Annotated in this window: 15 protein-coding genes, 1 tRNA gene and 1 pseudogene; 11 read left to right on the top strand and 6 right to left on the bottom strand. The window is 33.1% G+C overall.

What is annotated here, in order from left to right:
* Positions 1-156: 156 nt before the first annotated feature.
* Positions 157-1,500 carry a prephenate-dependent tRNA uridine(34) hydroxylase TrhP gene (gene trhP, locus A9G12_RS02790; RefSeq protein ID WP_065564350.1) on the top strand — a complete coding sequence of 448 codons (1,344 nt, stop codon included), beginning with the start codon at positions 157-159 and terminating at the stop codon, positions 1,498-1,500.
* A gap of 54 nt (positions 1,501-1,554) precedes the next feature.
* Here trhP and proA read toward each other — a convergent pair whose 3' ends face one another.
* From proA to gpt, 5 genes are read right to left on the bottom strand one after another with little or no spacing between them, the layout of a single operon-like run.
* Positions 1,555-2,808 (bottom strand): glutamate-5-semialdehyde dehydrogenase, encoded by a 1,254-nt coding sequence (gene proA / locus A9G12_RS02785; protein ID WP_065564349.1) that lies wholly within the window; start codon positions 2,806-2,808, stop codon positions 1,555-1,557.
* Positions 2,809-2,837: 29 nt separating this feature from the next.
* On the bottom strand, positions 2,838-3,347 hold the full coding sequence (locus A9G12_RS02780) for a hypothetical protein (protein WP_065564348.1): 510 nt from the start codon (positions 3,345-3,347) through the stop codon (positions 2,838-2,840).
* 19 nt (positions 3,348-3,366) lie between these two features.
* Complete coding sequence (gene proB / locus A9G12_RS02775) at positions 3,367-4,476, bottom strand: glutamate 5-kinase (protein WP_065564347.1); 1,110 nt, start codon at positions 4,474-4,476, stop codon at positions 3,367-3,369.
* A 25-nt stretch (positions 4,477-4,501) separates the two neighbouring features.
* A complete protein-coding gene (locus A9G12_RS02770; RefSeq protein ID WP_065564346.1) occupies positions 4,502-5,758 on the bottom strand; it encodes an alpha/beta hydrolase in 1,257 nt (418 codons plus the stop codon).
* A 19-nt stretch (positions 5,759-5,777) separates the two neighbouring features.
* Complete coding sequence (gene gpt / locus A9G12_RS02765) at positions 5,778-6,311, bottom strand: xanthine phosphoribosyltransferase (protein ID WP_081299632.1); 534 nt, start codon at positions 6,309-6,311, stop codon at positions 5,778-5,780.
* Between the two features lie 150 nt (positions 6,312-6,461).
* Between gpt and A9G12_RS02760 the strand changes: the two genes are divergently transcribed.
* The 6 genes and pseudogenes from A9G12_RS02760 to serC all read left to right on the top strand — a co-directional run bounded on the left by A9G12_RS02760 (position 6,462) and on the right by serC (position 14,214).
* Positions 6,462-7,925, top strand: coding sequence for an aminoacyl-histidine dipeptidase (locus A9G12_RS02760; protein ID WP_065564345.1), 1,464 nt, complete (start codon positions 6,462-6,464; stop codon positions 7,923-7,925).
* Positions 7,926-8,162: 237 nt separating this feature from the next.
* Entirely contained in the window at positions 8,163-9,173 is a 1,011-nt protein-coding gene (gene argC / locus A9G12_RS02755; protein ID WP_065564344.1) for an N-acetyl-gamma-glutamyl-phosphate reductase, read from the top strand.
* 95 nt (positions 9,174-9,268) lie between these two features.
* On the top strand, positions 9,269-10,048 hold the full coding sequence (gene argB / locus A9G12_RS02750; RefSeq protein WP_065564343.1) for an acetylglutamate kinase: 780 nt from the start codon (positions 9,269-9,271) through the stop codon (positions 10,046-10,048).
* Between the two features lie 94 nt (positions 10,049-10,142).
* Positions 10,143-11,360, top strand: a pseudogene (locus A9G12_RS02745) (argininosuccinate synthase); the annotation flags it as partial.
* Between the two features lie 246 nt (positions 11,361-11,606).
* Positions 11,607-12,983: an argininosuccinate lyase gene (gene argH / locus A9G12_RS02740; protein WP_065564342.1), complete on the top strand. Its 1,377-nt coding sequence runs from the start codon at positions 11,607-11,609 to the stop codon at positions 12,981-12,983.
* Positions 12,984-13,128: 145 nt separating this feature from the next.
* On the top strand, positions 13,129-14,214 hold the full coding sequence (gene serC / locus A9G12_RS02735; protein ID WP_065564341.1) for a 3-phosphoserine/phosphohydroxythreonine transaminase: 1,086 nt from the start codon (positions 13,129-13,131) through the stop codon (positions 14,212-14,214).
* A 54-nt stretch (positions 14,215-14,268) separates the two neighbouring features.
* Here serC and A9G12_RS02730 read toward each other — a convergent pair whose 3' ends face one another.
* Positions 14,269-14,628 (bottom strand): DUF4156 domain-containing protein, encoded by a 360-nt coding sequence (locus A9G12_RS02730; RefSeq protein ID WP_065564340.1) that lies wholly within the window; start codon positions 14,626-14,628, stop codon positions 14,269-14,271.
* A 219-nt stretch (positions 14,629-14,847) separates the two neighbouring features.
* Here A9G12_RS02730 and A9G12_RS02725 point away from each other — a divergent pair.
* The 4 genes from A9G12_RS02725 (at position 14,848) to A9G12_RS12610 (ending at position 18,025) form a co-directional block, all read left to right on the top strand.
* A tRNA-Ile gene (locus A9G12_RS02725) sits at positions 14,848-14,924 on the top strand.
* A gap of 188 nt (positions 14,925-15,112) precedes the next feature.
* The gene (locus tag A9G12_RS12325; protein WP_176701740.1) at positions 15,113-15,259 is read left to right on the top strand and encodes an integrase arm-type DNA-binding domain-containing protein; all 147 of its coding nucleotides are present in this window, start codon (positions 15,113-15,115) and stop codon (positions 15,257-15,259) included.
* Between the two features lie 923 nt (positions 15,260-16,182).
* A complete protein-coding gene (locus tag A9G12_RS02720) occupies positions 16,183-17,511 on the top strand; it encodes an FRG domain-containing protein (RefSeq protein ID WP_065564339.1) in 1,329 nt (442 codons plus the stop codon).
* 250 nt (positions 17,512-17,761) lie between these two features.
* Positions 17,762-18,025 (top strand): phage integrase, encoded by a 264-nt coding sequence (locus A9G12_RS12610; RefSeq protein ID WP_442903465.1) that lies wholly within the window; start codon positions 17,762-17,764, stop codon positions 18,023-18,025.
* Positions 18,026-18,547: the final 522 nt, after the last annotated feature.

Below are 18,547 nucleotides of genomic sequence, written 5' to 3'. Positions count from 1 at the left end.
ACTTATTTTCATAGAAAATAAAATTAAGTAATTAAACTGCATACCATTCACTTAATAAATTTGCCAATGGTGGTCCTAAAGCGTAAAATGCCCATCCTATTTTGCTTAATCTATTACCTAAAAGGTAATACTGACTTGAAATCAGAGGCATTTTTAATGACAATTTTGTATGCAAAACCAGAATTACTTTCTCCTGCTGGTTCTCTTAAGAATATGCGCTATGCTTTTGCTTATGGTGCCGATGCCGTATATGCAGGACAACCGCGTTATAGTTTACGTGTGCGTAATAACGAATTCAATCATGAAAACTTAGCTATTGGTATTAATGAAGCCCATGCGCAAGGCAAAAAATTCTATGTTGTAGTGAACATTGCTCCTCATAATTCTAAATTGAAAACATTTATTCGCGATTTAGAACCTATTGTTAATATGCAACCTGATGCATTCATCATGTCAGATCCTGGTTTGATTATGTTGGTTCGGGAAAATTTTCCTGAAATGGAAATCCATTTGTCAGTGCAATCTAATGCTGTCAATTGGGCAACGGTTGAATTCTGGCATAAAATTGGTTTAACTCGCGTGGTCTTATCCCGTGAATTATCATTGGATGAAATTGCTGAAATTCGCGAAAAAGTACCACATATGGAGTTAGAAGTCTTTATACATGGAGCGCTGTGTATGGCATATTCCGGCCGGTGTCTACTTTCGGGTTATATTAATAAGCGCGATTCGAACCAAGGAACATGTACCAATGCTTGCCGATGGGAATATAAGGTTTCCGAAGGTAAAGAAGATGAAGTAGGGCAAATAGTGCATAAAAGTGAACCAATCCCAGTACAACAAATAGAATCTACTTTAAGTGAAGGTCAACCTACTAACAAGTTATTTATGTTAGAGGAATCTGGTCGTCCTGGCGAATATATGCAAGCCTTTGAAGATGAGCATGGTACTTATATTATGAATTCTAAAGATTTAAGGGCTGTAGAATTAGTTGAGGACTTAACTAAAATCGGAGTACATTCATTAAAAATAGAAGGACGTACCAAATCCTTTTATTATTGTGCTAGAACGGCACAAGTTTACCGCCAAGCTATTGATGCCGCAAGCGAAGGTAAACCTTTTGATCCAAAACTACTAAATGAACTTGAATCATTAGCCCATCGGGGTTATACCGAAGGTTTTTTACGTCGCCATAAGCATGATGAGATGCAAAATTATGTGCATAGTCATTCAGTATCAGATCGCCAACAATTTGTGGGTGAGTTTAGTGGTGAACGTTTAAATGGACTTGCTGAAATTATTGTTAAAAATAAGTTTTCTGTTGGTGATAGTGTGGAAATGATGACCCCAAAGGGGAATACTACTTTTATAATTGAGCGAATGGAAAATAAAAAAGGTCAGCCTGTACCTGCAGGATTAGGAGATGGGCATATCATATATATTCCAATCCCAGAAGAGATCGATTTAAATTATGCTTTACTTATGCGTAATTTCAACTAAATTTTTTTAATTAAATACAGCTGTGTATAACTCACACAGCTATTTCTAAAATGGCTATTGCCGAACTAGATCATCACCAAAACCAATCCATTTATAAGTGGTTAACGCTTCCAGTCCCATTGGTCCTCGGGCATGGAGTTTTTGTGTACTTACCGCAACTTCTGCTCCCAATCCAAACTGACCACCATCAGTAAAGCGAGTTGATGCATTAACATAAACTGCGGCAGAATCGACTAAATTAACGAATTTTTCAGCATTAGCAAGACTGCGAGTTAAAATAGCTTCTGAATGGCCACTACCATATTCGCGGATATGGTCTACAGCCAATTCTAACGAGTTTACAATTACGATATTTAAATCTTTAGAAAGCCATTCTTGGCGAAGTTCAGTATCTTCTATGGGGAAAACATTAGCCACACCTGATTCTAAAATTGCAAATGATTCTTGATCGGCATGTAGAACTACTCCATTATCAGCCATTATTTGACTTAATTTTGGTAAAAATTCGTTAGCAATTTTAGTATGTACTAATAAGGTTTCCACCGTATTACAGGTACTAGGACGTTGAGTTTTAGCATTAATGATAATAGGTAACGCACTATCAAAATCCATACTTTCATCCATAAAAATATGACAAACACCAATGCCACCAGTGATTACTGGAATGGTTGAATATTCTCGACACAATTTGTGTAATGCCGAACCACCTCGAGGAATAATCATATCAACATACTTATCGAGTTTAAGTAACTCATGAATATATTTACGATCCGGATTATCAATAGATTGAATAGCTGTTTTAGGTAAACCTACTTTATCTAAAGCCTGTTGGATAATAGAGATAGTAGCAGTATTAGTATGAATTGTTTCTTTACCGCCTCTTAAAATAGCTGCATTACCTGTTTTTAAACAAAGTGTAGCAATATCAATGGTAACATTTGGGCGAGCTTCATAAATAACACCGATTACACCTAAAGGAACTCTGTTACGTTGTAACTTTAGTCCATTTTCTAAAGTAGAACCATCAATAATTTCACCAATAGGATCGGTTAATGAAATAACTTTACGCACATCATTAGCAATAGCAATTAAACGTTCTTTTGTTAATAACAACCGATCTAAAATAGCAGCACTTAAACCTTGAGACTTAGCTTCTAACATATCTTGTTCATTAGCTTTAAGGATAATAGTACTATGCTTTTCTAATAAATCGGCGATAACTGTTAATACATGATTTTTTGTGGCAGTAGAACACTGTGCCAACTGATACGATGCAAGCTTTGCTGCTTTACCCATTTGTTCTAACATAGTTGCCACCTGTGCTATATTTTGCAAGTTTATTTAATAAGTTGCATTTTTTCTAACAATAAATTTTTATCTGCTGGTAACATTAGATTTAAATCTACATAAAAATCTTTAGTTTCATTATTAACTTTATGTTTAATAATTAATATATCCGGTTTTTCTTCAATAATATCTACAATATTTTTTAATAAAATACATGTCATTTTATTTTTTTGATTGCTATAAATAATAATATAAACAATGAAAAAAAGAGTAAAAAGTATTAGTTTGGCTAAACTAAACCCATTATTACTTATGGTGATATAGGTCTTTCCCAAAACAATGTATTTTTCAGACCAACGTAATAATAAAAAAATGATCATCAAAATAATTGCTGTCCCATATAATAATGGTAATCCATTAGCTAATGCTGTAAAAAAGTAAATCACTAAGAGCAAGATTAAAGATGTAATAAGTATTTTTAAATAACGGCGTTGATAAAAAAACAATTCACTATCTTCTTTTTCCCACTTTTCTGAATAGCTACTTATTTCAATACTCAATTTTAATTCCTTATTATAATTAATTAACAATCATATCGTTACGATGCACTGCCACTGAACCATATTCGTAACCAATAATTTGACTGATCTCCTGTGAATGATGCCCGGCAATTTGTTTTAATGCATCACTATTATAGCGGCTAACACCACGAGCTATCTTTTTACCTGTTTTATTACAAATATCAATGACTTCACCACGAGAAAAGTTTTGTTCCACCTTGATGATGCCTTTAGGTAACAATGAGCTACCATTATTTAAAATAGCATCAACTGCGCCATCATCTAAATACACTTTACCAGCTTTTGGGGCTCCAAATAACCAATGTTTACGGTGCTCTAAAGGGGTTTTTGGTGCTAAAAATCGAGTACCAATAGGCTGATTATCGACAATATCAATAATCACATTGGCTTTATTACCTGCAGCTATAATTACTTCGATACCGGCACTACCTGCTACTTCTGCAGCTTGTAGCTTAGTACTCATACCTCCAGTACCAAGTCCCGAAACACTATCCCCCGCAATACTACGCAAATTATCATCAATATGCTCAACTTCATTAATCAATTTAGCAGTACTGTCAGTTCGCGGATCCGCTGTATATAATCCATCTAAATCAGTTAATAATATTAGTTTATTTGCTTCCGCTAAAATAGCAGCAAGGGCTGATAAATTATCGTTATCACCAACTTTTATTTCGGCAGTTGCTACCGCATCATTTTCATTAATTATTGGTATAATATTATTATCTAACATAGCCTTAAGTGCATCTTGAGCATTTAAGAATCGCTCCCGATCTTCTAAATCGGCCCGAGTTAATAACATTTGTCCTATGTAGATTTTATATATAGAAAATAATTGCTCCCAAAGTTGAATTAATTTGCTTTGCCCAACTGATGCAAGTAATTGTTTAGAAGCAACCGTATTAGGTAGATTTGGAAAATTAAGATATTCACGACCAGCAGCTATAGCGCCGGAAGTGACAATAACAATTTTATGCCCATTTTGATGCAAATAAGCACATTGCCGAATAAGTTCAACTATACGGGCACGATCTAATTGTTTAGTGCCACCAGTTAACACACTGGTACCTAATTTAACAACAACAATTTGTTGTTTGTTATTAGTCATAGCAATCCCCTTATAAATTAGACTATTACAAAATAGATTGCATCCAATTGGCTGATTGTTCTAAAGCATCATGTAAACTTTTTTGTAATGGAGTTTTTGGTACAGTAATTATTTTATTTTGCTTAGCTGATTGAATCAATTTAGCTTCTAAATTATTACTTAACTTATCATCTTCAAAAATTATATTCATGACTGGTACAAGGCAAACATGGGTTAAAATACCTTGTTTTTTTAATGAGAAATAATTCAATTCTGCGGCTAATTGTTGATTAGAGATAGTTGGTAATCCTAAACGACTCGCTAACATATCTTTATAAACATTAGGAAGGTGTTGTTGCAGTTCCTTATCAACAAATATTTGATGAATTAATGGAGTAAAGTTAAATAATCCTTTTATTTTATTGGGCATTAAATGAGCTAAGCGAGTAGCAATATGTGAACCAAATCGGAAGCCTGCTAAAATTACCCGACTATCGTCAATCCATGGAATTGATGATAGTTGTTCTAATACAGCTTGATGAATTTGACTACTATTTTGTGTCAAATCAAGACCACGGCTATGACCAACAGAAGGTAAATCGATGGTTAACATCGCTATCCCTTTGGGAGCTAAAAACTCATTAAAATAACGATAAAAATCAATTTGTAAATTACTCAAACCGTTACACATCAATACTACAGGGCAGGTGGCTTCGGTTTTAGGTAAATGTAATATTGATTTTACGGTTTGATTTTGAACTTTAAATTCAAGTTCTTTGATCGTATATGGAGAATAACTTAGCGCTTTATTATATGCTTGATAAGCACAAGTTTGTGCATACATAGCAAGTTCATCATTTTTAAAATGAGGATAACTGGCAATGCTACAATATTCACTAGCAATTAAATAATAGTTACATAAATTGGCTTTATTGATATCAGTAAGATTAGTTTTATCAATTGCATCAGCTTTGGCTTGCCATGTAGCTGCCTGATTCAAAAACTCATAAATCCAATTTCCTGGTTGATAACCAGCTATCGAATCTAACCACTGGTTATTAACAGGTTTTTTTGTTGAAACAGCAATTTTAGACAATACTTCTTCAATTTCTAGTTTCGGTAATCCACGCCAATACCATAAAATTGGATTAACAATTCGATACCAATGAGAATTACTTTCCCCATCCATAGGACTAATACTGAGACCATCACTATTATCGATACGTTTAATGAGTGTTGAAGTCTCAGGATAATCAAACTGAGGTTTAAATATCTGTTCAGATAGATTCTGAATTGATGTCATAACAACTATAACTTCCTTATTATTTGTGATCGCTAATTGGTTTTACAAACATCACTCCAGTATCCCATGGTTGCTCTATCCATGTATCTTGTGCTATGTCAATGATATAATCATCGACAAGAGCTTTACCTGCAGGTTTGGCAAAAATTGTTACAAAGTGAGCTTTTGGATACATTTCACGAATAGTGTGAGCAGTACCACCAGTATCAACTAAATCGTCAACCACAATAAATCCTTCACCATCACCATTAGCTTGTTTTAAGATCAATTTTTCACGTTGATGATCATGATCATAACTTGAAATACATACTGTATCGACATAACGTATACTTAACTCACGAGCTAAAATAGCAGCAGGAACGAGTCCACCGCGGCTAACAGCAATAATTCCTTTCCATTGATTAGCTGGTAATAAGCGTTCTGAAAGTTGGCGCCCATAGGCTTGCAACATTTCCCATGTAACAGTAAATTTTTTCTTTTCAGCAATAAGCTCTGCTTTGTGTTGTTTTTGGGCTTGAATTTCTTGATCTGATAATGTTTGTTTTATTGACATGTGTGACCTGCAACTTTAATCGAATGGGCTAATAAAATAAATTAATATTAATAGACTAAAAATAGATGTAAAATTGCACCTTATTATAGAGTGATTAGACAAAAAAAACTACCCATTAATTTATTCCGCACTTAATATTGAGGTTGTATTATGCTTTCAACATTGAAACCAAATTTTGTTTGGCAAATCTTTAACGATATTTGTAAAATTCCCCGTCCATCACATCATGAACAAATGATAACTAAATATATTGTCGACTTTGCAAATTCACATAGTATTGATTATAAGATTGATAAAACTGGTAATATTTTATTAACTAAACCTGCCACAAAAGAGATGGAAAACTGCCCATCTATTGCTCTACAAGCTCATATGGATATGGTGCCACAGAAAAATGAAGGCACTGAACATGATTTTCTTACTGATCCTATTCAAGCCTATGTTGATGGTGAATGGGTAAAGGCTAAAGGTACAACTTTAGGGGCAGATAATGGCGTTGGTTTAGCTTCCGCACTCGCTGTATTAGTTGATCCTGCTGTAGAGCATGGTCCCATTGAAGTTTTAGTTACTGTATCTGAAGAAACTGGTATGTTTGGAGCTTTTGGATTACAACCCAACTGGTTAACCAGCCAATATTTAATTAATACTGATTCTGAAGATGAAGGGGAAATTTTTACAGGTTGCGCCGGTGGAGTCGATTTTACGGCAACATTCCCGGTTACTTACGCAGTGATGCCAGAAAAATTTGATTGTTATTTAAAAGTTTCCCTTAAAGGTTTAAAAGGTGGGCATTCTGGTTGTGACATTCATCTTGGTCGAGGTAATGCCATCAAACTAATGGCGCGTTTTTTAGCAGAATATGCTCAAGATATTCCATTTAGACTTGCCGATATTAATGGTGGTTCTTTACGTAATGCCATCCCGAGAGAAGCCTTTGCTGAAATAGCTTTAAGCAAAGATGATCTACCTAAACTAAAATCTATCATTAATCAGTATAAAAATGTTTTAAGTAATGAATTAGGGCATGTAGAACCTAATATCGAAATTACCTTATCGGAAGTAGAAGCCGATAAAGTTAAACGTGTGTTAACAACTGAAAATCAAAATAGAATAATTAATTGGCTACATACTGCTCCTAATGGCGTTGTGCGCATGAGCGGTCAACTAGCTGGAGTGGTTGAAACCTCGCTTAATTTAGGTATTCTAGATATTAAAGATAATCAAATTAGTGCTATTTTCTTAATTCGTTCACAGATCGATAGTGCTAAAGATGCTGTTGTGTCTACACTGATTTCACATAGTCAATTAGCTAATGCTAATTACGAAATAAGTGGTGGTTATTCTGGTTGGGAACCTAATTTAGATTCTAATTTATTGCAACTATCTAAAGAAAAATATTATGAAATATTTTCTGAGTATCCCAAAATTATGGTGATCCATGCTGGACTTGAATGTGGATTATTTAAAAAGGCTTATCCAAATATGGATATGATTTCAATAGGGCCGACTATTGTTTCGCCACATTCACCAGATGAAAAAGTAAATATCCAAAGTGTTTATCGCTATTGGGAACTCCTTATAGCCATACTAAAATCAGCAAAACATTTAAAATAAACTTAATAAATGAATCCTGCTAAATGTGAACAGCAGGATTCACTATATATAGAAAATTTTTTGTTGTGATTATTTATTAAAAAAGCTTTTTAATGAGTGTACTTAATTTCCCACCAATAATATTTATTGAAAATAAATTCAAAAAAAGTGAATAAAAATTCATTTTATGGTTGAGTTAATTTAATAAATAACCTATCATATGTGAATATAGATATATGAGAATATATAGGAATAGTTATGCTAAATGCTATTGTTATTGGAGCGAGTGGTTATGCAGGAGCTAAATTAGCTTATTACTTGCAAAAACATCCACAAATAGAACTCATTGCTTTAACGGTATCGGCAAATAGTAAAGATGCTGGTAAACTAATTTCTAACTATGATTTACACCCACAATTAAAAGGTGTCGTTGATTTACCGCTTATTGCTACCGATGATTATTCAGAGATAATTAAAAATATAGATATTGTATTTTTAGCCACCGAACATGCTGTCAGTCATAATATTGCTCCTTATTTTTTAGAGCATGGCTGTACTGTTTTCGATTTATCAGGCGCATTTCGTGTTAATTCCTCTTCGTTTTATACTCAATATTATGGTTTTACACATCAACATCAGCAATGGTTAGATAAAGCCGTTTATGGTTTAGCTGAATGGAATTATGAGCAAATAAAACAAGCTCAGCTTGTTGCTGTGCCTGGGTGTTATCCAACGGCATCACAATTACCATTGAAACCATTAATAGCTGAAGATTTATTAGATATAACTCAATGTCCGGTTATTAATGCTATAAGTGGTGTAAGTGGTGCCGGGCGCAAAGCTTCGTTTAATAATCTTTTTTGTGAAGTTAGTGTACATGCTTATGGTTTATTTACTCATCGACATCAACCAGAAATTGCCAATCATTTAGGGCAAGAAGTTATTTTTAATCCTCATTTAGGTTGTTTCAAACAAGGCATTCATGCAACGATTACTTGTCGAGTGAAAGAGGGTGTTTCCGCTAATGATATTAGTGCTGCACTAAATAAATATTACCAAGATAAACCGTTAGTCCGAGTTTATGAAAAAGATTGGCCTGCATTAAAATCGGTCATAGGTTTACCTTATTGTGATATTGGCTTCGTACTTAAAGATCGTAATTTAATTCTAATTTCGGTTGAAGATAATTTGCTTAAAGGTGCTGCTGCACAAGCAATACAATGCATGAATATTCGCTTTGGTTATGATGAAACTACAGCATTACTGTAAAACATAGTTTAACGATTCAAATCTGAATTAACTAAAAAATGATGTATTAAAGAATTTAGTTGGAATAAATTCAAATTAATTGATAGGAATTAAAAATGAAACCATTAATTATTAAGCTTGGCGGTGTTTTACTCGATAATAAAGATGCTTTAACTAAGCTATTTGTTGTTATTAATGAATACAAAAAAAATCATCAGCGCCATTTAGTTATTGTTCATGGTGGAGGCAGCATAGTTGATTCATTGATGGATAGATTGTCATTACCGGTGGTTCGGCGTAATGGTTTGCGAGTTACCCCAGCAGATCAAATAGATGTGATAGTAGGTAGCTTAGCTGGCAGTTCTAATACTAAATTATTATCAGAAGCTAAAAAACAAGGTATTGCCGGCGTTGGGCTTTGTTTAGCGGATGGTGATAGTGTAGAAGTTAAACAAATTTCAGAAGAATTAGGTTATGTCGGTGAGGCTAAAGCTGGCGATCCAACATTAATCAACTTATTACTTAACTCAGGTTATTTACCGATTATTAGTTCAATTGGTATTAGTCAAGAAGGGCAAATGATGAATGTTAATGCTGATCATGCTGCGGTCGCTTTAGCAAAAACTTTAAATGCAGATTTAATCTTATTATCAGATGTTGTTGGTGTATTAGATGCCAACAAACAACTAATAGAATCTTTGACTGAATCACAAGCAGATCAACTCATAGCCGAAGGGGTAATTACTGATGGCATGATTGTTAAAGTTAAATCAGCCTTTGAAGCAGCAAAAGCTTTAGGCCGTTCAATAGATATCGCTAGTTGGAAAGAAGATGATAAGCTACTTGAATTATTTGACGGAAAATCGGGAATAACTGGCACAAGAATTATTGCTTAAATGTAATTCCATAAGTATATTAAACCAGTTAATTTAGTTGAAAAAAATCGGTAACATATTTATTTATCGTAAGTAAATTAAAAAAGGGTATAACATGAAAAAGAGTGGAACCAAAAAAGTAGTTTTAGCTTATTCAGGCGGTTTGGATACATCAGCAATCATTCCATGGTTAAAAGAAAATTATGGTGGTTGTGAAGTCTATGCATTAGTGGCAAATGTAGGGCAAGATCCTAAAGAATTAAAAGATGTTGAGAAAAAAGCTAAAGCGTCCGGAGCTGTAGCTTGCAAAGTTGTAGATTTACGTGAAGAGTTTGTTAAAGATTATGTATACCCTGTATTAAAAACTGGTGCTTTGTATGAAGGAACATATTACCTAGGTACTTCGATGGCACGGCCAATTATAGCTAAAGCTCAAGTTGAATATGCTTTAGAAGTTGGTGCTGATACACTATGCCATGGTGCAACTGGTAAAGGTAATGACCAAGTTCGTTTTGAAACCACCTACACAGCGTTAGCACCTCAACTCAAAGTTATTGCGCCTTGGCGTGAATGGAATTTACGTTCACGTGAAGCCTTAATTGATTACTTAAAAGTTCGCAAAATTCCAACTACTGCAACTGTAGAAAAAATTTATAGTCGCGATGAAAATGCATGGCATATTTCTACCGAAGGTGGTGTGCTAGAAAGTACTTGGAACCAAGCTAATGCTGATTGTTGGGCTTGGACTGTTGCGCCAGAAGATGCCCCTAATAAACCAGAACTCGTAACTATTGGTATCGAAAAAGGGGAAGTTGTTTCAGTTAATGGCAAAAAATTATCACCTTATAACTGTGTTGCTACCTTAAACAAAATTGGTGCTAAACATGGTGTTGGTCGAGTTGATATCATTGAAAACCGTCTTGTAGGTATCAAATCACGAGGTTGTTATGAAACTCCTGGTGGCACTATTATAATGACAGCATTACGTGGTTTAGAACAATTAATTTTAGATCGAGATAGTTTTAAATGGCGAGAACAACTTGGTTTAGAAATGGCTTATGTTGTTTATGATGGACGTTGGTTTGCACCTTATCGTCGTTCTTTACAAGCCGCGGCTGACGTATTAGCAGAAGACATGACCGGTGAAGTAGTGGTTAAACTCTACAAAGGTAATGCGACAGCGGTACAGAAAAAATCACCAAATAGTTTATATAGTGAAGAGTTTGCTACTTTTGGTGAAGATGAAGTTTACGACCATAGTCATGCTGGTGGATTTATTCGTCTATTTTCGTTGTCATCACGGATCCGCGCATTGAACGAAGAAAAGCAAAAAAAATCCAGCAAAAAAGTAACAACATCAGCCAAAAAAACAGTTGCTAAAACCAAGACAACAACCAAGAAGAAAAAATAATTTCTAATAGTCATAGAAAGACTAAAGAAGTACCAATATATACAGGTGATGAGCCTGTATATATTTTTTAGTATTATAAATAGCTATTGGGTATGGCTATATGATAAATTTAAAAAAAATGATACAAATAAATCATTGAAGATTAGTTAAATAATATTTGAGGTAATTATGGCATTATGGGGTGGGCGTTTTAGTCAAGCAGCAGATCAGCGGTTCAAACATTTTAATGATTCATTACGCTTTGATTATCGGCTGGCAAAACAAGATATTATTGGTTCTATTGCTTGGTCTAAGGCACTAGTTACCGTTAATGTTTTATCTCACGATGAACAACGAAAATTAGAACAAGCTTTGAATGAATTACTCAATCTAGTTCAACAAAATCCACAGCAAATTTTACAAAGTGATGCGGAAGATATTCATAGTTGGGTTGAGCAAAAACTGATTGAAAAAGTGGGAGATTTAGGTAAAAAATTACATACTGGCCGCAGCCGTAATGATCAATCGACTACCGATCTTAAATTATGGTGTAAAGAAGAAATTAAGCTGTTGATTGATACTATTCATCAGTTACGTCAATCACTGGTTATTACAGCAGAGCAACACCAAGATGCGGTTATGCCGGGATATACCCATTTACAACGAGCACAACCAATTACCTTTGCGCATTGGTGCCTTGCCTATTATGAGATGTTAACGCGTGATACCAATCGTTTACAAGACACATTAAAACGTTTAGATGTCAGCCCGTTAGGTAGTGGTGCTCTAGCTGGTACGGCATACCTGATGGATCGTGAACAGTTAGCCACTTGGCTTGGTTTTGCTTCAGCTACTAATAATAGTTTAGATGCGGTTTCCGATCGAGACCATGTACTTGAGCTCTTAAATAATGCGGCAATCAGCATGACCCATTTATCACGATTTGCCGAAGATTTAATTATTTTTAATAGCGGTGAAGCTAATTTTGTTGAGCTTTCCGATCGTGTTACTTCTGGATCATCATTAATGCCTCAAAAGAAGAATCCCGATGCTTTAGAACTTATTCGTGGAAAAGTAGGGCGAGTGGTTGGTGCATTAACTGGCGCACTTGTCACCTTTAAAGGCTTACCTCTTGCTTATAATAAAGATTTACAAGAAGATAAAGAACACTTATTTGATGCATTGGATACTTGGCATGAATGCTTAGCTATGGCAGCCTTAGTTCTTGAGGATATTAAGATTAATACTGATGCTTGCCAACAAGCAGCCAAACAGGGGTATGCCAATGCGACCGAACTTGCTGATTACCTAGTTGCTAAAGGTATTCCATTTAGAGAAGCACACCATATTGTGGGGGAAGCAGTAGTTGGTGCGATTGCCAAACAAAAAGCTCTAGAAGAGTTAACTTTAGATGAATTAAAAGCTTATAGTCCTGTAATTGAAAATGATGTTTATTCAATTTTATCATTAAATTCATGTTTGGTTAAACGTTCGGCCAAAGGTGGAGTGTCACCTGAGCAAGTTAAATCAGCTATAAAGTTAGCAAAACAGCAGTTATTAATTTAATGCTATCTAATTATGCCGATTCTAGTCGGCATTTTATACTAAAACGTATAGCGCTCCTGAAACATTTTTACAAAAATCTGATTGTATATCTTGTTCGACAATGTAAAAATACATTTCTGTTTTAAATGAAATAAAGTGAATCCAAATGAATAAAAGTTACAACTTTAGTGCTGGTCCTGCAAAGTTACCTGCTGACGTATTAAAACAGGTACAAACCGAATTATTAGATTGGCAAAACACGGGTGCATCCGTTATGGAGTTAAGCCATAGGGGCAAGGATTTTGATGCTTACGCAATTGAAGCAACCAATAATCTTCGCGATATTTTAAATGTGCCCGCTAATTATAAAATTCTATTTTGCCAAGGTGGAGCTAGAGCTCAATTTGCCGCAGTTCCATTAAATATATTAGGCAATAAAACTAGTGCAGACTATATTAATAGTGGTTATTGGAGTTTGTGTGCGGCTAAAGAAGCTGCTAAGTATTGCACTGTAATTCAACAAGATGTGATTATTAAAAAAAATGGTTTGGTAACTGTTAAACCAATGTCTGAATGGCAATTAAATAATGATTCAGCCTATGTTCATTATTGCCCTAATGAAACTATTGATGGAATAGAGATATTTGAACAACCAAATTTTGTTAATAAAACAGTAGTTGCGGATTTATCATCTTGTATTTTATCGCAGCCTATTGATGTTAGTCGTTATGGTATTATTTATGCCGGTGCGCAAAAAAATATTGGTCCATCCGGAATTACCATCGTAATTGTTCGTGATGATCTGATAGGTTATGCGCAACAAATATTACCTTCAGTTTTAGACTATAAGATCCTAATGGATCACGATTCTATGTTTAATACGCCACCTACATTTGCTTGGTATATATCAGGATTAGTATTTAAATGGATTAAAAATTTAGGTGGATTAGAGGCTATGCAACAGCGTAATCAAGCTAAAGCTAAATTGTTGTATGATTTTATCGATCACTCTGATTTTTACCATAATATGGTCGCCAAGGCCAACCGTTCTATTATGAATGTTACTTTCCTTTCACCTAATGAAGATCTGGATAAATTATTTGTTAGTGAGGCAACTAAAGCTAATATTATTGGGATTAAAGGTCACAGAATTGCTGGAGGAATGAGAGCATCAATTTATAATGCCATGGATCTTGATGGAGTGAATTACTTAATTGACTTTATGAAACAATTTGAAAAACAGAATGGTTAATAAGAATAAATAAAAAAAGGGAAATAAAATTCCCTTTTTTTATATAGTTAAAACTTAGTTGCAACGATAAACATCACCAACCATTACCGCATCTGTTGGTGCTACATCTGAAAGGTATTTCATTGATGCATCTTGGGCGTCATAAATAACATTACCACCCATAGCGGCTGCTTTATTCATTAAGTCAGTTGCAGCATCACGGATAAGTTCACTATGAGTTTTTTGACCAGAAAAGAAGGTACCACGACGGCCTTCGGCTTTACCTAAAAGCTGGCAAGTAGCTGCGGGTTTAGTATCAACAAACTGAACTTTACTACCTGCAGCAGTAGGTTGATATTGAGAGCTACTACAAGCGTTTAAGAGTAGCGCAGTTGAAACAGCTACACTTATAAATAATATTTTTTTGATAGACATAATATTTCCTCAACCATAAACAACGAATAATTATTATAACCTAATCTATTGTATCAGGTTAATTCATTAAAAAATATCAGTTATTGTGGCAGATTAAAATCTAATTAATTAGCGTTTAAGAAATAAGCAAATTAATCGAATTTAATAATTAACTATAGCAAAATCTAATTAACTCTATTATAATCACAAGCCTACTAACTCAGTAGCACTCCTCACCGAGGCCCCTTAGCTCAGTTGGTCAGAGCAGTCGACTCATAATCGATTGGTCACTGGTTCAAGTCCAGTAGGGGCCACCATTAAATGTTTTATCACCTTTTATCACTTTTCATTTTAGTAAATAAAATCATTTATTTATATAAAGTAAAGCATGTTTATTGTTCATTTCCATTCGTGTTAATTTGGCTGTTATTACCGATTTTAGTAATATATTTAGTAATACAAATCATAGACAATAAAAAATGTATTACTAAAAATGAGGTGATGCATGGCTAGAGTAGTAAAACCATTAACTGGTAAACAAATTCAGTCATCTAAACCTCAAGTGAAACAATACCAATTGTCTGATGGTAAAGGTCTTTTTTTATTAATAAAGCCAACTGGTGCTAAATTATGGCGTTTGAATGTGATTTGATTTTGTTTTTCTGATATAGCTGTGTAGGTCTTACTATTTTTGATAACTCTTTTTGTTTTTTGTGAAAAATTTAAAATAGGGTAATAAGATTTAGGATATGCCGTCTTTCCGATCTGTCATTATTCAAAAACTCACTCGTAAATAAGTTTGTGAATAATTTATTTGGCTGTATAGTGTGTTTTATTTATGTGCGATAAATTTATATGAATATATTTAAGAGATTAGTTAAAGGAGAACTAAGCCTAGCTGTAACGTTTTGGGGATTTCTTATACTAGGTTGCATATTACCATCTGAAATTATTGCAGAAGTAATTACTCAATATGGAATACAGTCATTAAGAGTGACATTAATTACCGTAGCCATAGTTATTGTGATTAAATTTATAATTTCAGCTATGGTTACATCAGGTATTTTTTTCATTTTAAGGAATAAAAAAATTACTTTTTGGGGTGTTATAGCATTTATTATTTCAATTTTAAATTTCATCTATTCGATCTTTGTGCTTTTGATAAGTATTTATGTACTTAGTTCTGTATTTCTATAACTCTAAAAAAATAATGCTTTATCAAACTCAAGCCCATTCAGTGAATGGGCTTTGATTTGAATATTTGAACATTCCCAAGCAGGTATTTTGAATAAAAATAATTTATACTTTTCACTATGAATATATAATTTATCAGTAAGAAAAATTATTAAATAATAAGATAGGGCACTATTAGATGAATTATCATTTTTTATTGTTTTTTATTTTAGTAAATAAACGTATTAGGTTATAAAATGATTTTGACTTATAGTTAAATATAATTACTAATTAATTGTAATTTTGTATATCTTATACATATGTTATAAAGTGAAACTCAACAAAATCGATCAAGCAATTGCATTTTCTTGAGACAGGGAGAATTCCAATAGGTAGATTTTCATGGAAAATACAAATCCGAATGAAGTGACTAATACTCAAGAAATAACTTGTGTTGCAGATTTTTTGTATGTTTTACAAAATGAAGTCAAGCCAATAAACAAAACAAAAAAAGAAAAACAAATAGAAAGGTTTTATAGAGGGTTAAGTAAAACTGAATATCTTGAGATAGATTATCCCTCAATTTATAGATCTCCTAAAGACAAAGTTTCAGAAATTAAAAAAAATGGTAAACGAATTATTTATGATCCATATATAAAATATGAACACAAAATGTTCTATGACCTTGTATCAAGATTTCCTGAACAATTTAGTTCATGTAAAAATACATTTGAGCATCTTGTAATGATGCAACATTATGAATTCCCAACACGACTTTTAGATGTAACAAGTAATCCATTAGTTGCTTTGTATTTTGCCTGTGTTAACCATTATGGTAACGTTAATAAAGATGAAGACGGGGCTGTTACAATTTACGATATACCGAATAAACAAATAAGAAATTATAACAGTGATACAGTTACTATTTTAAGTAATCTAGCGAGAATAGATGTAACTTATACATATTTTCATAGTTATTATAATCAATTATTAAAAAAAATAAGATCTATAGTGGATTGTGAGCCATCAACATACATAAATTTAGCTAAAGAAATATTTGATGAACTTAGTAAATTAATAGAACTTCATAATTGTGTGGGTAATAAAAAGGGATTTTTGGGAAGAAATCAAAATCGTAGAGTAAATATACTATTAGATAAGATAGTTCAATTCGAAGATAAACTTAATAAACATGAAGAAAATTTCGATAAATTGTTTAATTATGATAATTCTGAAACTTCAAAAACTTCAGAAGAAATTGTTAATTTCTTAAAACAATTTGTAAATTTATGGGAAAAGTGGAGTAGAGAATATTGTTTTAAAGAAGATATAAAATTCAAACATCTTATCCAAGAGGAAAAAGTTTATTTTATTCATGAAAATATAAAACCAGCTGATCTGACTTCTGTATTTTGTGTAAAACCAAAACTAAATAATCCTAGAATCATTAGTCAGAATGGTGCATTTTTGTTGTTTGGATTTGCAGACTCAAAAAAAACTAAGATAGAGCCACCAAAGCAACACTTTCAATTTAAAGCGGCTAAGAAAGGTTCTAGAGGCAAACATAAAATTAATATCATTATAAAAGGTAAATATAAACAAAAAATTGTTAGTGAGCTAAAACAGTTAGGTATTCACAGAGCATCATTATTTCCAGAGATAGATAAAGTCGCACAGATAGTATTAAGTGAATATAAGATAAAAACAAATAGTGATCCGAAAACAAACTAACGGCAAATGACAGTTTGATAAGTATATTGGCGGTTGGCATAGCGTTCGTAAGATTTTTGCGACTAAAGGTAAATAACTCACTTATGAAAATTATAAGGGAGAGAGCAAACAAACATTAAGCCTTGTTTGGGGGTAAAGATTGATAAGCTGCTAACAGCCATGTTATTTTCTAGTGACTGCATTGATAATTCATTAGTTGCTGATTTTATCGCCAAACAGTTGATCATCGCAAAAACGTACTGATGGAGAAATATTCAGGACAGATCGTATTAAACACGTTGTACCACGCACAATGAATCTTGAGCTAACTTATTTTAAAGCTATGTTTAATGAGTTGATTAGGCTAGTGGAGCTGTATATTAATCTAATTGAACGAGTAAGTTCTTTCAAAAAAGACGAGCAGGAAATGATTTATTTGGTTAAAGATCAAATCAAAGGCTTACTCTATTCATGTAAACAGCATACAACAAGATACTTAACGATTAGTGGTAATATTATTTGTACTTATTGCTAAATTGTTCATGAAAACCTCGATTAAAAACAGCCTCATTTATAGAGTAAAGAATATAACATGACTCGTCTTTCCGAGCTGTCATTATTCAAAAACTCACTCGTAAATAAGTTTGTGAATAATGCATTTGGCTGTATAGTGTATTTTATTTATACAAGAAAAATTAATATGGATGTATTTAAAAGGTTAGTTAAAGGAGAATTAAGCCTAGCTGTAACGTTTTGGGGATTTCTTATTCCATGTAGCGTATTACCATTTGTAATTATTTTTAAATTAATTACTACATATTTATTCTCAATGACAACAGGGGTTCTAGTTACCATAATTTTGCTTGCTGTTATTCAATTTATAATTGCATGCATGGTTACATCAGGTATTTTTTTTATATTGCGAAATAAAAAAGTTACTTTTGAGGGTGTTATAGCATTTATTCTTTCAATTTTAAATTTACTCTATTCAATCTGGTTTTTGTTAGAAATTATTTATCTGTTGCATTAATTTTTTCATATTTATGTACTACAAAAA

It is taken from the genome of Gilliamella sp. wkB112 (assembly GCF_001690685.1).
In the GTDB taxonomy this organism is placed as follows: Bacteria; Pseudomonadota; Gammaproteobacteria; order Enterobacterales; family Orbaceae; genus Gilliamella; species Gilliamella apicola_J.
The sequence above is the reverse complement of the archived record's forward strand: the minus strand, read 5'-3'. Positions and strand labels throughout refer to the sequence as shown.

Coding starts and splice junctions, on each gene's coding strand:
- proA (WP_065564349.1), bottom strand. CDS start 2,808: ATGTTAGAACAAATGGGTAAAGCAGCAAAGCTTGCATCGTATCAGTTG.
- argC (WP_065564344.1), top strand. CDS start 8,163: ATGCTAAATGCTATTGTTATTGGAGCGAGTGGTTATGCAGGAGCTAAA.
- A9G12_RS02730 (WP_065564340.1), bottom strand. CDS start 14,628: ATGTCTATCAAAAAAATATTATTTATAAGTGTAGCTGTTTCAACTGCG.
- gpt (WP_081299632.1), bottom strand. CDS start 6,311: ATGTCAATAAAACAAACATTATCAGATCAAGAAATTCAAGCCCAAAAA.
- A9G12_RS02770 (WP_065564346.1), bottom strand. CDS start 5,758: ATGACATCAATTCAGAATCTATCTGAACAGATATTTAAACCTCAGTTT.
- A9G12_RS02720 (WP_065564339.1), top strand. CDS start 16,183: ATGGAAAATACAAATCCGAATGAAGTGACTAATACTCAAGAAATAACT.
- argB (WP_065564343.1), top strand. CDS start 9,269: ATGAAACCATTAATTATTAAGCTTGGCGGTGTTTTACTCGATAATAAA.
- trhP (WP_065564350.1), top strand. CDS start 157: ATGACAATTTTGTATGCAAAACCAGAATTACTTTCTCCTGCTGGTTCT.
- A9G12_RS12325 (WP_176701740.1), top strand. CDS start 15,113: ATGGCTAGAGTAGTAAAACCATTAACTGGTAAACAAATTCAGTCATCT.
- argH (WP_065564342.1), top strand. CDS start 11,607: ATGGCATTATGGGGTGGGCGTTTTAGTCAAGCAGCAGATCAGCGGTTC.
- serC (WP_065564341.1), top strand. CDS start 13,129: ATGAATAAAAGTTACAACTTTAGTGCTGGTCCTGCAAAGTTACCTGCT.
- proB (WP_065564347.1), bottom strand. CDS start 4,476: ATGACTAATAACAAACAACAAATTGTTGTTGTTAAATTAGGTACCAGT.
- A9G12_RS02760 (WP_065564345.1), top strand. CDS start 6,462: ATGCTTTCAACATTGAAACCAAATTTTGTTTGGCAAATCTTTAACGAT.